This window comes from Collinsella aerofaciens (assembly GCF_039752985.1).
GTDB classification, from domain to species: Bacteria; Actinomycetota; Coriobacteriia; order Coriobacteriales; family Coriobacteriaceae; genus Collinsella; species Collinsella aerofaciens_BT.
In genome coordinates this window covers 1-14,752 of sequence record NZ_JBDMHA010000053.1, presented here as the reverse complement: position 1 = coordinate 14,752, position 14,752 = coordinate 1, and the positions used below count along the sequence as shown (strand labels likewise).

12 protein-coding genes are annotated in these 14,752 nt (G+C 57.6%); 2 read left to right on the top strand and 10 right to left on the bottom strand.

Going from position 1 to position 14,752, the window contains the following annotated elements; translation table 11 throughout:
• The 10 genes from ABHR76_RS07635 to ABHR76_RS07590 form a co-directional block, all read right to left on the bottom strand.
• Window positions 1-595: radical SAM protein (locus ABHR76_RS07635; RefSeq protein ID WP_346977214.1), on the bottom strand; the 595-nt coding region annotated here is incomplete at its 3' end.
• Window positions 596-781: 186 nt separating this feature from the next.
• Window positions 782-1,636: a DegV family protein gene (locus ABHR76_RS07630; RefSeq protein WP_346977213.1), complete on the bottom strand. Its 855-nt coding sequence runs from the start codon at window positions 1,634-1,636 to the stop codon at window positions 782-784.
• A 276-nt stretch (window positions 1,637-1,912) separates the two neighbouring features.
• Window positions 1,913-3,355: a glycoside hydrolase family 32 protein gene (locus tag ABHR76_RS07625; protein WP_138113267.1), complete on the bottom strand. Its 1,443-nt coding sequence runs from the start codon at window positions 3,353-3,355 to the stop codon at window positions 1,913-1,915.
• 101 nt (window positions 3,356-3,456) lie between these two features.
• A complete protein-coding gene (locus ABHR76_RS07620; RefSeq protein WP_138374604.1) occupies window positions 3,457-4,908 on the bottom strand; it encodes a PTS transporter subunit EIIC in 1,452 nt (483 codons plus the stop codon).
• Between the two features lie 45 nt (window positions 4,909-4,953).
• Entirely contained in the window at window positions 4,954-6,336 is a 1,383-nt protein-coding gene (locus tag ABHR76_RS07615; protein ID WP_117743236.1) for a family 43 glycosylhydrolase, read from the bottom strand.
• 184 nt (window positions 6,337-6,520) lie between these two features.
• Entirely contained in the window at window positions 6,521-7,531 is a 1,011-nt protein-coding gene (locus ABHR76_RS07610; RefSeq protein ID WP_229107861.1) for a LacI family DNA-binding transcriptional regulator, read from the bottom strand.
• 301 nt (window positions 7,532-7,832) lie between these two features.
• The gene (gene grcA3 / locus ABHR76_RS07605) at window positions 7,833-8,084 is read right to left on the bottom strand and encodes an autonomous glycyl radical cofactor GrcA3 (RefSeq protein WP_346977212.1); all 252 of its coding nucleotides are present in this window, start codon (window positions 8,082-8,084) and stop codon (window positions 7,833-7,835) included.
• An 85-nt stretch (window positions 8,085-8,169) separates the two neighbouring features.
• Window positions 8,170-10,221, bottom strand: coding sequence for a formate C-acetyltransferase (pflB, locus tag ABHR76_RS07600; RefSeq protein ID WP_035137643.1), 2,052 nt, complete (start codon window positions 10,219-10,221; stop codon window positions 8,170-8,172).
• Between the two features lie 466 nt (window positions 10,222-10,687).
• On the bottom strand, window positions 10,688-11,704 hold the full coding sequence (locus ABHR76_RS07595; RefSeq protein WP_346977211.1) for a 2-keto-3-deoxygluconate permease: 1,017 nt from the start codon (window positions 11,702-11,704) through the stop codon (window positions 10,688-10,690).
• Between the two features lie 108 nt (window positions 11,705-11,812).
• Window positions 11,813-12,562 carry an SDR family NAD(P)-dependent oxidoreductase gene (locus ABHR76_RS07590; protein ID WP_006234857.1) on the bottom strand — a complete coding sequence of 250 codons (750 nt, stop codon included), beginning with the start codon at window positions 12,560-12,562 and terminating at the stop codon, window positions 11,813-11,815.
• Window positions 12,563-12,814: 252 nt separating this feature from the next.
• On the opposite strand from ABHR76_RS07590, the gene ABHR76_RS07585 reads away from it, so the two are divergent.
• Complete coding sequence (locus tag ABHR76_RS07585) at window positions 12,815-13,264, top strand: MarR family winged helix-turn-helix transcriptional regulator (protein WP_346977210.1); 450 nt, start codon at window positions 12,815-12,817, stop codon at window positions 13,262-13,264.
• A partial coding sequence (locus tag ABHR76_RS07580; protein ID WP_346977209.1) for an ABC transporter permease occupies window positions 13,261-14,752 on the top strand: 1,492 nt, incomplete at its 3' end. The genes ABHR76_RS07585 and ABHR76_RS07580, both read left to right, overlap by 4 nt.

Below are 14,752 nucleotides of genomic sequence, written 5' to 3'. Positions count from 1 at the left end.
CCTCCGCCGTGTCGGTAATGCCCGGCACAACCACGTGGCGGATAACGACCTTGATATTGCGACGTGCAAGCTCATCGCCAAACGCCAGGATGCGTGCGGGATCACAACCGGTCAGCTTTTTATGCTCGACCGGGTCGGCATGCTTAATATCGAGCAGTACCATGTCGGTCTCGTTGAGCACGGCATCGAACTTCTCGGGATGCTGAGGGTCGAAGGCGTAGCCACAGCTATCCAGGCAGGTATGCACACGACCATCGGGGTTGTTGTGCATTGCACGGAACAGGTCGGCCAAAAACTCGGGCTGCAGAAGCGGCTCGCCGCCCGAAACGGTAATGCCACCGCTGCGGTAAAACTCATGGTTGCTCTGGAACTCGTCCATCAGATGCTCGACGGTCACCATGGTGCCGCCGTTAACCGACCAGGTATCGGGATTGTGGCAATACGCGCAGCGCATGGGACAGCCTTGGACAAACACTACGAAGCGGATGCCGGGACCGTCAACCGTACCCATCGTCTCGATCGAATGTACGCGGCCCAGGGCAAACGCGGAGTCCTCGGGACGAGCGTCCACACCCTCGAGCGTCATCTCAGCCATTCCCGCTACCTTGCCTCTCATTGGTTTTAGTTACATAAATGCCAGAGCCATTCTAGCCCATACATATGATGGCGAAACGGTTTAGAGGTCAATTAGGTCGTCCTATTTGACTCCACGCAAAAGCGGCGGGAGGGTTATCGCAACCCGCCCACCGCCGAGGCAATAGAAATCGATAGACTCCAGGCCTTACGCCTTAAGCGTGAGCACCGCGCCGAAGGCGGTCGGGCCGCAATGGCTCGAGATGACGTCGCCGACCTGAGTCCAGGTAATGTCCTTAAAGCCAAGATCGTGTGCATAGACTTCCATGTCGTCGCGCAGCTCCTCGGAAAGACCTACCGAATACGCCAGGCCAATGTGCGAGTAGTCAATCTCGCCCTTGGCAACCATGTGATCAATAAAGGCGCGGGCGCACTTGAGCATAGAGCCGCGGAACTTCTTGGTTGCCACGAACTTGCCGCCCGTTACCTCAATGCAGGGCTTAATCTTGAGCAGATGGGCGCCCAGGAACGCGACGTTGGACAAGCGACCGCCCGCCTTAAGGAAGGCAAGGTCCGTAGGAACAAAGCCCAACAGCACGCGGTCCATGACGGAGTTCGCGAAGGCGAAGATCTCGTCGACGGTGGCATCGGGGTGAGCCTCGATGTATTTGGCGGTCTCGACGACAACAAGCGACTGGCCTACCGAGACAAAGCGCGTGTCCATGGAGAACACGTAGTCGCGCCCCTGGGCCGCAATCTTTGAGGACTGATGCGAACAGGTCGTGGCCTCGGAATATGCAAGATGCAAAATAGTCGCGTCGGGCTGCTCAGCGTGAATGCGGTCGTACACGTGAGCAAAATCCGCAGGCGCGCAGCCACTGGTCTTGGGCATCACGCCAAACTCATTGCAGCGCGAATAAATCTCGAGCGGATCGATCGAGCCGTCCTCGACGGTCTCGTCACCAATCGTGACATGCATGGGCACGCGCACGATGCCGTAGCGCTCGCAGAGCTCCGGCGTCACATCCGACCCAGACTCGACCACGATTACGTACTTGCCCATTAATATCACGACCCATCTCGACATTGGCTTTTCAATACATGGCACGCACCGCCGCACTGTTGCACAACGGCGTCCAAGCGCCAAAGAGACGCCGCCCCTTGCACACAACAAAGGACAGCGTCTCCCTGGAAAACTCCGTGCTTATCTGAGATTCTACACGGTTTATTAAGGAGTGTTACTTATTCCGCAAACGGTAGCTATACGCGATGAACGGTAGTTCGCTGCAGCAACTGCGACACATTCCGCCCAGCAAGTCCAATCGCGCTCCACACACGGTTAATGCGCGAGGCGGTAGAAATCCATCGACGCCGCACCCTCGGCATGCAACCCCATCGCCGGAACCGCCGGCGAATAGGTACGGCTCGTAAGTGCCGCCTCGCCGCCATTTGCAAAAATCTCGACCATCGTAGTGTCCGAAAGCACGCGCAGGTCGCGAAGCTCGCTGAGCTCGATCGACCTCTGGTCGCGCCCATAGCCTTCGTCACCCATGTCGAGGGTAAGCATCCCGTCTGCATAGCGCACAAAGACACCCTTGCGGATTTCGAGCTCGATCACCTGGGCGCCCTCACAGGAAACCACAAGATCAAACAGGCGGCCCGGCTCCTCAACGGTTTCACCGCCTGTCGCGCAAACGCAGTCGCCGCGCATCCTCTCAATCTCGTGCACCGGCTGCTGACAGAGCTTACCATCGCGCATGCTCAGTTCTCTCGGCACCGTCAACGCGCACTGCCACCCGCGTGCCACCGTCGGGCTTTTTGCCGTCGCATCGGGGCAACCCGACCACCCGATCATCAAACGCCGACCCGCAGCATCCTCAAAAGACTGCGGTGCGTAGAAATCAAAGCCGGCATCGACCATCGGGGGCATGCCCTGCCCGGCGATCTTAAAACTCGGCGCCTCCCAATCGGCCTCGATGGGAAACCACACGCACTGGTGCGGATTGCGGTAACGCCATCCATCGGCGGACACACCCTGCGGACAGCAAACGAGAATAAGCTCACCATCGAGCTCAAACAGATCGGGGCACTCCCACATAAAGCCAAACTTCTCGCCCAACTCAATGCGCGTCGCATAGCTCCAGTCCTCTAGATCGCTCGAGGTATAGACAAGCACGCAGCCGCGGTCGTCTTTCGTACGAGCGCCCAGAACCATGTAGTAGATACCATCGTGTTCAAGGATTTTGGGATCACGCACGTGCGTACCGATATCGTCGGGGTAATCGACCGGCCCAACAGCTATGCGCTTCTCGCCCAATTCGTCGGGGTTCTCGGCAACCACATGAATCTGGTTTTGCTCACGGCCCGTCAACACGTAGTCGTAATCATCGCGGTCAAAATGCTTGACGTTGCCGGTATAGAAGTAGTGAATCTTGCCGTCGTGTACAAAGGCAGAACCAGAATACGCTCCGCTCGAATCCAAATCGGAATCGGGGAACAGCACAGGGCCGCGATTCTCGTACGTCACAAAATCCTTTGTTGTCAGATGATTCCAAATCACTGGACCGCCATGCGCAGCATCGAATGGATCGTATTGGTGATAGATGTGATACGTATCACCGATCTGCACCAAACCGTTGGGGTCGTTGAGCCAGCCAAGCTCAGGCTCCACATGGAACAGGAGCCTATCGGGGTCAGACGCGATGCGACCCGCCGTCTCATCCTGTCCGGCACGCCACTGCTCATAGTCCGCGCGTGTCACCTTATTTTTTTGATTAAACATCGCCGTTGACTTTCTCGTCTATGGGGAAGGACGCTCGACTCACACGAGTCGAACGCCCTTCCCCAAATGGACTTATCCTCAGATTACGCTGAACGGCTCAACTAGAAGCTGACATCGAAGCCAGCACCAGCGCCCTCTTCATCAGTGGTCGGCACGCCCTTTGCCTTGTTGTAGGCAAAGATCAAGACGATCGGCACGATAAAGGCGATGAGATTGCCAGCCACATACCACACGAGCGTCTCGGGCGTGACGATGAGCAGGCCAAGCACGCCGGTCAGACCCTGACCGATGGCGCGCACCTCAAAGAGCTTCACGAAGGCACCGCCGCAGCCTGCACCGATGCAAGCGCAGATGAACGGGATGATCGAGTAGCGCATGTTTGCAGCAAAGATTGCGGGCTCGGAGATACCGACCAGCGTCGGGATAAAGGACGACATGCAGATGTTGCGCTCTTTGGAATGCTTCTTGTGAATGAGGTACATGCCGATGGCGCCACCGCCCTGGGCGATGATGGAAACCGACCAGATTGCCTGGATGTAGTTGAAGCCAGTCGTGGCAACGAGGTTGGCCTCAATACCCTGGATGAACTGATGCGTACCGGTAACGACGAGCGGCTGCAGGAACGCGGCAAAGACAAAGGCGCCAAAGACGCCCATCCTGTTGTACAGGACATCGATTACGCCAGCGAGGACGTCGCCGATCAGGTTGCCGAGCGGGCCGAACACGGTGAACAGGGCAACGTTAGCAAGAATCAGGGTAACGGTCGGGACAAAGACAAACGAGACGACCTCGGGGATGTACTTCTGGGCAATCTTTTCGACCTTGGCCATAAACCAGGCAGTCAGGATTGCAGGGAACACGCCGCCCTGGAAAGCAACCATGGGGATGGAGAGCGGACCAAAGTTCCAGTACTCAGCACCCGACGGATCCATAACGAACGCGTTACGGTTCATAAGGCTCGGGTGAACCATGACGATACCGACGAGGATGCCCAGAATCGGGTTACCGCCAAAACGCTTCACCGCGCTGTACATAACCAGGACAGGCAGGTAGTCAAACGTGGTGGCGATAATGGCAAAGAAGCTTGCGAGGTTCTTGAGGAACTCGCTGTGGTCGGCAAGGCTGCCCTCCATGCCAAAGAGGCCGTTGGCAACGATCAGCGACTTAAGGCCGATGATGATAGCAGCGCCGACGAAAGCGGGAATGATGGGGATAAAGATATCCGAGAATACCTTGAGGACCGAGAAGAACTTGCCCTTCTTGTCCGCCTCGGCGCCCTTGACCTCGGAAGCGCTGATCTCCTTAACGCCCGTCAGAGCCATAAACTCATCGTAGACCTTGTTGACGGTACCGGTACCGAAGATGATCATGAGCTGGCCGCTGTTGTACAGCACGCCCTTGACGCCATCGATGTTCTCGAGCTCGGCCTTGTTGTACTTGCTCGTATCCTTGAGCACCAGACGCAGACGCGTAACGCAATGCGTGGCGCCCTCGATGTTCTCCAGACCGCCGACGTTATCGACGACTTGCTGAGACACTACTTTGTAGTCCATGTTCCTCTCCATTCCCTTACGAAATCATAAAACGTTTTGATGCCATTATAGAGACGCGATCGTTGCATTTGCGCACTTGAGCGTACCGTCGGTGACCGTCAGTGCCACACCCTGGCCCTGCTTATTGCAGAAGCGCGCGTTAAGCGCAACATCATCGACAAAGATGGTCGCGATATCGTCGTCAACGACCAGGCGCACATGATGAGTGCCCTCGCCCTTAAAGAACAACGGACGCTCGAGGCCCATGTTGTTGACCTGGAACCACGGATACTGGGGGGCCGCCGTAAACTCGAGCTTGCCCTCACGCAGGTTGGCGCGGAACTCATAGGCAAGACCGGACTCGGCGTCCTCGGCAAGCTTCACCGAGAAGCCGGCAGCGTCACCGGCGAGCTCGATGTCGGCATCGAGCATATAGGTGGAACCGGCATCCGCGGCGAGCACCTGCTCGACCTTGCCCGACTCGCAGGAAAGCTCAAAGGCCTCGACTGCCTTAGCCTCGCCAAAGGCGCCAAGCATGCTGTCAGGGAGCTTGGTGCCGAGCGTTCCGTCGGCACGCTGAACGATCTCGAGAGGCATAAAGGTGCCACCCCACAGGTAAGAGCTGGGGTCGCCGCCCTCGTCACGCGTAGGAACCCAACCAAAGAGAACGCGGCGCTCGCCATCAAATGCGGTACGCGCGGCATAGTACGCGCGGCCATCGAAGGAATCGTCCGCAGGAGTGATCCAAGGACCGTTGATAGAGCGAGACATGCGGTAACGGGTCTTGTTGCCATCACTGTACTCGGAGAACACCAGATACCACCAGTCGCCCATCTTAAAGAGATCAGGCATTTCGAACATGGTGTACAGGCCCGGATTCCACCAGTCGCCCTGGAACTCCCAGGTATCCAGGTCCTTGGAGGTGAACTTGACCAGACGACCGGTCATCAGACGCTTGTCCTCGCCCACACGCGTGCCGAGGATGAGCATGTACTCTTCGTTCTCCTCATCCCAAAGCACAAAGGGATCGCGCCAGTTGCGGTCATCGTAACCCTCCTGGGGCGGAAGCAGCGTCTCGGCGATGTTCTTCTCCCACTTGACGGCGTCGTCACTCGTTGCGTGAAGAAGAACCTGCTTCATCAAGCGTGCCTTGACCTTATCGCGATTGCAACCAGTGTAGAGCGCATGGTACTTGTCGCCCACCTTAAACACCGTGCCGGCATAAACATACTGGTCGACTTCCTCGTCGCCGCCACGCTCAAGGCTCTCGCCAAAGTCTTTGTAATTGACGAAGTCCTTGGTTGTCGCGAGTGCCCAGCCAAACGGCTCTCCGAAAGGTCCGGGGTTTCGCGTGTCACGCTGATGATAGAGATAGAACGTGCCGTCCTCGCCGTACGGCATGATGTCGCCTACCCAAATTCCCTCAGGCTGGTAATACACCTTGTGCATCCGAGACTTCCTTTCTCACGAGATACTAACTCGGTACAACTGCAAGATATGTCAATCGTTTTCATATGTCAAACGTTTTCACACCAATACGTCTTTTCGCAGTTCCAGTCGTCGGCAAACGGTTGACATATGCCGGCGAACGGTCATCAGAGGTGTTTGAGGAATTCTTTTGGCACGGGATGAACTACGCGGTTTTACCCTCAATGAGTTCAACGGGGAGCTTGATATTCGATTCGGGCTTTTCGCCGTTAATAAGAGCAATGATGGATTGCGCCGCGAGCTCTCCGATGCGATCGATATCTTGGCGAACGGTTGTTAAGTCAGGCATAAACGTCATAGTGCGGCGGGCACCATCCGCGCCCACGACCTTAATATCGCCCGGAGCGCTCAAGCCGCGCTGCTTCATCACGTTAAGACAGATAGCCGCCATCGTGTCGTCTCCCGCAAAGATGCCGTCAATATCGGGGTTCTCATCGAGGATCTTCGCAACGACCGCGCTCTTTTCGTCGTCGGGCTTAACGAACTCGACCTCACGGACAAGCGCGGGCAAACCGGCCTGCTCAACAACATCGAGGTAGGCATCGGTACGCTTATTGGCAGGCATGCGCATGCGGCTATTGCTGCGCAGGCACAGGATGCGCGAACACCCGTCATCGATCAGGCGACGCGTGGCAAGTTCGCCGATACTATAGCTGTCGCTCGCAATCTGAACAGAGGCCTCGCCAAGGTCGCAGTCGATACCAACCAGACTCAAACCCATCTCGGCATACGCCTCGGCACCGATATTAAGCGAGTTGACGATGACGCCATCAACCATATTGCGTCGAAGCATGTCGATATAAGAGCGCTCAAGCTCGGGTCGATTGGCGCTATTGCACAGCAGCATCTTAAAACCGTTTTCGGCCAGGGTATGCTCAATGACTTGAACCACTTGGGCATGAAACGGACTGCTGACATAGGGGACGATCATACCGATAAGATTCAGGCGACCGTTGAGCATGGCACGGGCGATATCGTTGGGCGTATAGTTGATGCGCTTCATCGCGGCATGGACCTTATCGCGGGTCTCTTGGCTAATATAGCCGCGATTATTAAGCACGCGAGATACCGTAGTAGGCGAAACCCCCGCCACCGCTGCAACTTCCTTGATGCCAGGCTTAGCAGAATCCTTAGAACGAGCGCCCTCGTGAGCCATAGCACCCTCCCCCATCAACATGTCAAACGTTTACATACGAACAAAGCATACCCCAACAACAGCGGGAAGACGGTAACAGCACAAGTAAGTAAACGACTCATCCAAATAATTAGGAGAGTTCCGCCTAAAGGGTGACTACACAGGACCCCCGCCGGGCCGCTTTGGGTTACTTTCCAAAACATTTCCGCAGGACGCAAAGGGCTCCGCCGCGCGAAGCGCGCAGCGGAGCCCTTTGCATGTCCGAGGACGTTTTGGAAAGTAACCCAAAGCGGCCCGGCGATCCTGCGGGAGTTAAATCCCTTTAGAACTTGTCGTGGAAGGTACGCGCAATGACCTCGTCCTGCTGCTCCTTGGTGAGCGTGTGGAAGTTCACGGCATAGCCGGAAACGCGGATGGTCAGCTGCGGGTACTTCTCGGGGTGAGCCTGAGCGTCGAGCAGCGTCTCACGGTTGAAGACGTTGACGTTCAGGTGGTGGCCACCCTTCTCGGCGTAAGCGTCGAGCATGTGGACCAGGTTATCGGCCTGAGCCTCGGAAACTTCAGAAACCTTCATAATGTGTCTCCTTCGATTAATAGGCGCCGGCCGAAACCGGCGCGCTAATCAGTAATCGTTATTGTTAGTATAGCACTAACAATAGTTACTCGCCCAGCTGATCAAGGTCGATATCGCCAAAGAACACCTGGTCCTCCTTGCCGAGCGCACTCGGGATGATGGAGAAGGTGTTGGAGATGCCGTCCTGAGCATCGCGGAACGGGAGCTTGGAAACCGAAGACAGCGAAGCGATGGCGCCGTGGCTATCGCGCTTGTGCATGGGGTTAGCACCCGGGGCGAACGGCTGGCCAGCCTTGCGGCCGTCGGGCGTGGAGCCGGTCTTCTTACCGTACACGACGTTGGAGGTAATGGTCAGAACCGAGGTCGTGGGCACGGAGTTGCGGTAGGTGTCGTTCATGCGGATGTACTCCATGAACTGGTGCACAACGTCGTGAGCGATCTGGTCGACGCGGTCGTCGTCGTTACCGTACTTGGGGAACTCGCCCTCGGTCTCGAAGTCGACGATGATGCCGTTCTCGTCACGGACGGGGTGGACCTTGGCGTACTTGATGGCGGACAGGGAGTCAGCCACGACGGAAAGGCCAGCGATGCCCGTAGCGAACCAGCGGTGCACGTGCTTGTCGTGCAGAGCCATCTGGATGCGCTCGTAGCAGTACTTGTCGTGCATGTAGTGAATGATGTTCAGCGAGTTGACGTACACGCCAGCGAGCCACTTCATCATGTCGTTGTACTTGGCCACAACGTCGTCGTAATCGAGCGTATCGCCCTCGACGGCGCGATACTTGGGGCCGACCTGCTTCTTGGAGACCTCGTCAACACCGCCGTTGAGTGCATACAGCAGGCACTTGGCCAGGTTGGCGCGGGCGCCGAAGAACTGCATCTCCTTGCCGATGCGCATGGAGGACACGCAGCAGGCGATGCCGTAGTCGTCGCCGTGGTAAACGCGCATGAGGTCGTCGTTCTCGTACTGGATCGAGGAGCTGGCGACAGAAGTCTTGGCGCAGAACTTCTTGAAGTTCTCGGGCAGACGGGTCGACCACAGAACGGTCATGTTGGGCTCGGGGCTGGTGCCCATGTTCTCGAGCGTGTGCAGGTAGCGGTAGCTCATCTTGGTAACGAGCGTACGGCCGTCGACACCCATGCCGCCGATGGACTCGGTGACCCACTGCGGGTCGCCGGTGAACAGGGCCTGGTACTCGGGGGTACGGGCAAACTTGACCATGCGGAGCTTCATGATGAAGTGATCCACGAACTCCTGGATCTGCTCCTCGGTGAAGGTACCGTTGGCAAGGTCGCGCTCAGCATAGATGTCGATGAACGTAGAGGTACGGCCGATGGACATAGCGGCGCCGTTCTGCTCCTTGACGGCAGCAAGGTAGGCGAAGTACATCCACTGGATGGCCTCCTGCGTGTTGGTAGCAGGGTTGGAAATGTCGAAACCATAGGTCTCGGCCATCATCTTGAGCTCGCCGAGGGCGCGGATCTGCTCCTGCAGCTCCTCACGGTCGCGGATGTTGTCGGCGGTCATGACCGTCGGAGTGGAAGCCTTCTGGGCCTCCTTGTCCTTGATCAGGTAGTCGACGCCGTACAGGGCAACACGACGGTAGTCGCCGATGATGCGGCCGCGGCCATAGCCATCGGGCAGACCGGTGATGATGTGAGCCGAGCGGCAAGCACGCATCTCGGGGGTGTAAACATCGAAGACGCCGGCGTTGTGGGTCTTGCGCTCAAAGGTGTAGCGCTCAACAACGTTCTCGTCGACCTTGTAGCCGTGCTGGCTGGCAGCCTGGCAAGCGATGCGGATACCACCGTTGACGTGCAGCGCGCGCTTGAGCGGCTTGTCAGTCTGGAGACCGACGATGGTCTCCTTCTCGCGGTGGGCGTTATCGATGTAGCCAGCGGGGTGGCTCACGATACCCGTAACGGTCTTGGTGTCCATATCGAGGACACCACCCTGCTCGCGCTCCTTAAGCAGCAGGTCGAGAACCTCGCCCCACAGCTCCTTGGTACGCTCGGTCGGACCTACGAGGAACGACTCATCGCCCTCGTAGGGGGTGTAGTTCTTCTGGATGAAGTCTCGGACGTCAACCTCTCCCGTCCAGATACCTTCCTTGAAGCCTTCCCATGCCTCCTGCATTGTGTAACCACGCTCCTAGTTACGTGTAATGCGGCGCTCTCTCACACCGCTACTTATTGAATTCTTGAATTATCGGCTTGCACTACCGGCTTCTTCCGTTCTTCACCACACGTTGGTACAGGGAAAAACGTTTGTCCACCTTGGAACTGCAACCCAAAACCCAAGATTTCACCCGTTTGAGAAGGATAACATAGCCACCCCCTTCATCAGGGCTGTTATATGTTTCTTTTTTTATACCATTAGGGCATTTTTAACAAATCCGCAGGAAATGCGAGCGTGAACAACTACCGTTCACCGATTTGTTTGGTTTTTTCCTTGCCTTTGTACGACGTTCACTCTAGCTGTTATGCCAGCTTTATCAGGGTAAAGTGTCCCAAAGACCCTACAGAAACTGCAGGGCGGCCACGGGATCCCCCGTGGCCGCCCTGTGGCGTAGCTAGTTTTTAGCTTTGATTACCGTTTGGCATTAGGCGGCTGCGGAGGCCTTGTCGGTCGTTGCCTTGCCGTTGCTCTGCTGGCCCTCAAAATGCTTGTAGCACCAGCTGGTGACCAGCGGGGTCAAAATAGCCGTAACGATTGCGCAGGCAGCAACCTGTGCCGTGGCCGTCGCGAGCACCGCGCCGCCGTACATGGCCTCGTTGACGCTTGCCATGGCAGCAGGCGTGGCCACATTGGCTCCGGCGCAGCTCGAAATGGCCGCACCTGCGACACCCGTACCGCCCGTGAGCTTATCGACCGCGATAACGGGAATTGCAAAGACCACCGAGCAGATCACGCCGAGCAGAATACCGGGGAGACCGCCATTAATGAGCTGGCCAAAGGTCATGGTCGAGCCCATGGCAAAGAAGACGAGCACGATGATGGCGGAAAGTGCCGGTGCCATCATCTTCTTAAAGCTGGGGAACAGGTTACCCAGAATAATGCCGACGACGATCGGCAGAATGGCGCCCACGAGCGACCAGCCGATCGGGGCCTGGCCGGCAGCGCCGAGCACGATCATCGTGACCGGAGGGCCGACAACCAGCGTGGTGATGGCGACAGCGCCACGCTCAGCCTCGTTGCCCATGGTACCCATCAGCCCAGCGTACATAGCGTTGTTGGCGCCGGTGCAAGCCGCCAGCATCACCATGGCAGAGATGCCAAACAAGTTGTCGTTGAACACATAAAGGATGAGCAGCGACATGGCAACGACCACGATCTGCTTGACGGCGATGATGATGGCGCCGCGGGCAGCGGCGGCAGGAGCGCTCTTAAACGAAATCGTCGTACCGACGATGAGCAAAAAAGCGCCCACGAGCGGGCCAGCGCCCTGCTGGGTCATGCCAAGCGTAAAGCTGCCGAGCGTTTTGAACAGGTCAGGGAATAGCGTGTTGAGCAGGCAGCCCAGCAAAAGCGGCACCAAAATATTGGCACCCGGGATGGAGGACATCTTAAAGAACGGCTCCTTTGCCGCCGGCGCCTCCACCGCAGTCGATTCACTCATATATATCTCCTTTGGATGCATGCGAATCGTAGCCGCACGCGCCTATGTCAGAAAGAAGGCGACGGTCCCGAGTCGCAGGAGCCGTCGCCGAATAATCGTCGCGGGGTATTACCCGTCCAGGACGATGCCGCCGTCGCAGTCACCGATCTCGCCGTTCACGAAGCTGGCGAGATCGGAAGCGAAGAACAGCACCATCTGCGCAGGCTCGCTGGCCTGGGCGGCGCGGCCCAGAGGAATACCGTTGATGATGCGCTGAGAGTTCTCGTCAGAGAGAATCGAGGTCATATCAGTAAGGGTGAGCGACGGGCACACGGCGTTGCAGCGAACGCCAAACTTGCCGCCTTCCTTGGCGACTGCCTTGGTTAGACCGTTAACACCGGCCTTGGAGCTCGCGTAGGCCGCGGTGCCGAGCAGGCCACCGCCGATCTTGCCAGCAACGGAACTCACGTTGACGATAGTGCCGGCATGGGCCGCCTTAAAGTGCGGGTACACGGCGTTCATCATGGTAAAGGTGCCGTTGAGGTTGATGTCGATGGTGCGACGCCACTCGGTGTCATCGATCTCATCGAACTTCTTGGTGCTGATGACGCCAGCGCAGTTGATCAGGATGTTGGTTTGCGGCAGGTCCGTAAAAATCTGCTCGACAGTCTCGCGCGCCTTGGGTGCATCGGCGACATCGAGCTGATAGAACTTGTTGCCCTCGCCAAGCTCGGCCACCGCGGCCTCGCCCTTAGCAGCGTTCCTTGCGATGAGCGCGACATGTCCGCCGCCCGCGACGATGCCCTTGGCGATCTCGAGGCCAATGCCCTGAGTGCCGCCCGTGACAATCGCGGTCTTGCCCGTGAAGTCAAATGCCATGACTCCATCCCCCTTTATGTAAGGTGTCTCCTTGCGGGAAGTTGGAGCATCGCACGTGGCGATTATATGAGTCCCAGTCGTCATGGTGGTGACAACCCCTCGCCTAACCGCGGGCATAATAGTTCTTTAAAACGCTTCAGCAATTGAATTATTTTAAGTCTTAATGAGCTCTTAATATTGCCCACTGTATGAGGCCCGCGTATGGGGGTATCATCTTTCACCGAAAATAGTTTCTAGTGTTAGGGGTTTTCGGTGGAAGATACCGATTTCCGTGAACTTGGGCGTCAGCTCCTTACCGAGTTCGGCAGCATGCATCAGCGCATTTCGCGCTTTGCGGACAAAGCCCTCGGCGGCGAGATGGCCGTTATGCGCGCCCTCATACTCGCCGGCGGTTCGCTCACGCCGAGCGAACTCGCTGATCGCGCCTGGGTCTCGAGCGCCCGCATCGCCAATATCCTACGCGCCCTCGAAGCCAAGGGCTGGGTCGAGCGCGAGCACTCAAAGACTGACCGTCGTCGCGTACACGTCATAGTGACCGACAAGGGATTCCAGGATCTCGAAATCAAACGTCGGGAATTCGAGGACCGCACCGCGGCTTTCCTCGAACAGCTCGGCGAAACAGATACCCAAGAGATGGTGCGTCTTCTAAGGCGTGCCAACGAAATTATCGACCACAATCAAGAAAGGAGAGATGCCGAGTGAGGATTCTCAAGCTCTTTAAAAAGCATGTCCTGGCACTGCTCGCAGCTATCGTACTTATCGTAATCAGCTGCAACGCCGATCTGGCGCTGCCTACCTATATGAGCGACATCGTCGACGTGGGCGTGCAGCAAGGCGGCATCGCCTCGCCCGTGCCCGACACCATTCGCGCCGAATCGCTCGACGACCTCGAACTCTTTATGAGCGCCAAGGACGCCAAGGCTGTGGAGGCCGTGTTTAGCAAGGCTGACAAAAACGGCATTCGAACGTACAAGGGTACCGAGGAAGAGCGTGCCGATGGAGGCAAGATTGCCGGCATTATGAGCCTGCCTGAGACTGTCGTCCTTTCGCTCAACCAGGGCATCGATGCCAACTCCATGGGCGACATGATGGGCACGTCCGGTGAGAAAGACAACAGCGGCGCCCAGGCCATGCCCACGCCCGAGCAGATGGCGGCGATGACGCCCGAGCAACTCGCCGAGATGCAGCAGAAGGCCGCTGCGGTGCAGAACATGCAAAAGCAGATTGATGCCGACGGTGGCAAGATCACCATGAAGAGCCTGCGTCTAGGCGTTGAAGGCGGCCTAATCGACCAGGGCAAGCTCGTTGAGGGCGCCAACCAAATGGCGGACAAAATGGGCTCCATGTCGGGCTCCATCGTCACCCAGCGCGCCGTGAGCTATGTGCAGGACGAGTACAAGGCACAGGGCATCGACCCCGCCGACGTGCAGAACGCCTACCTGGGCCGCATGGCGACCACGATGTTTGGTCTGTGCCTAATCTCGCTGGTCGCCACCATCCTGACCGGTGCCGTGGCTTCGCGCACCGCCTGCTCCATCGCCCGCGACCTGCGCCGCGAGACCTTCAACAAGGTTATGCACTTCTCGCCGGCCGAGGTGGGCAAGTTTAGCCAGGCCTCGCTCATCACCCGCTGCACCAACGACATTCAGCAGATTCAGATGGCCGCAACCCTGTTTATCCGCATGTGTCTGATGGCCCCCGTCATGGGCATCGTCGCCGTCATGCGTGTCCTGGCCAACCACACCGGCCTGGAGTGGACCATCGCCGTGGCCATCATCGCGGTCTCGGCCGTCGTCGGCGTGCTTATGGGCCTCACCATGCCCAAGTTCAAAAAGATGCAGAGCTTTGTGGACCGCGTGAACCTTACCGCCCGCGAGCTGCTCGACGGCCTTATGCCCATCCGCTCGTTCAACCGCGAGGAGCATGAGCTCGAGCGTTTTGACAAGGCTTCGCTCGACCTGATGACCACGCAGCTCTACACCAACCGAGCCATGAGCTTTATGATGCCGCTCATGATGCTCGTCATGAACTGCATCACCGTGCTTATCGTCTGGTTTGGCGCGCAGGGCGTGTCCGACGGCGTGATGCAGGTCGGCAACATGATGGCGTTTATCTCCTACACCATGCAGATCGTCATGGCGTTTATGATCCTCACCATGGTTTCGGTCATCCTGCCCCGCGCCGAGGTCG

Coding starts and splice junctions, on each gene's coding strand:
- ABHR76_RS07630 (WP_346977213.1), bottom strand. CDS start 1,636: ATGGGCAAGTACGTAATCGTGGTCGAGTCTGGGTCGGATGTGACGCCG.
- ABHR76_RS07625 (WP_138113267.1), bottom strand. CDS start 3,355: ATGTTTAATCAAAAAAATAAGGTGACACGCGCGGACTATGAGCAGTGG.
- ABHR76_RS07620 (WP_138374604.1), bottom strand. CDS start 4,908: ATGGACTACAAAGTAGTGTCTCAGCAAGTCGTCGATAACGTCGGCGGT.
- ABHR76_RS07615 (WP_117743236.1), bottom strand. CDS start 6,336: ATGCACAAGGTGTATTACCAGCCTGAGGGAATTTGGGTAGGCGACATC.
- ABHR76_RS07610 (WP_229107861.1), bottom strand. CDS start 7,531: ATGGCTCACGAGGGCGCTCGTTCTAAGGATTCTGCTAAGCCTGGCATC.
- grcA3 (WP_346977212.1), bottom strand. CDS start 8,084: ATGAAGGTTTCTGAAGTTTCCGAGGCTCAGGCCGATAACCTGGTCCAC.
- pflB (WP_035137643.1), bottom strand. CDS start 10,221: ATGCAGGAGGCATGGGAAGGCTTCAAGGAAGGTATCTGGACGGGAGAG.
- ABHR76_RS07595 (WP_346977211.1), bottom strand. CDS start 11,704: ATGAGTGAATCGACTGCGGTGGAGGCGCCGGCGGCAAAGGAGCCGTTC.
- ABHR76_RS07590 (WP_006234857.1), bottom strand. CDS start 12,562: ATGGCATTTGACTTCACGGGCAAGACCGCGATTGTCACGGGCGGCACT.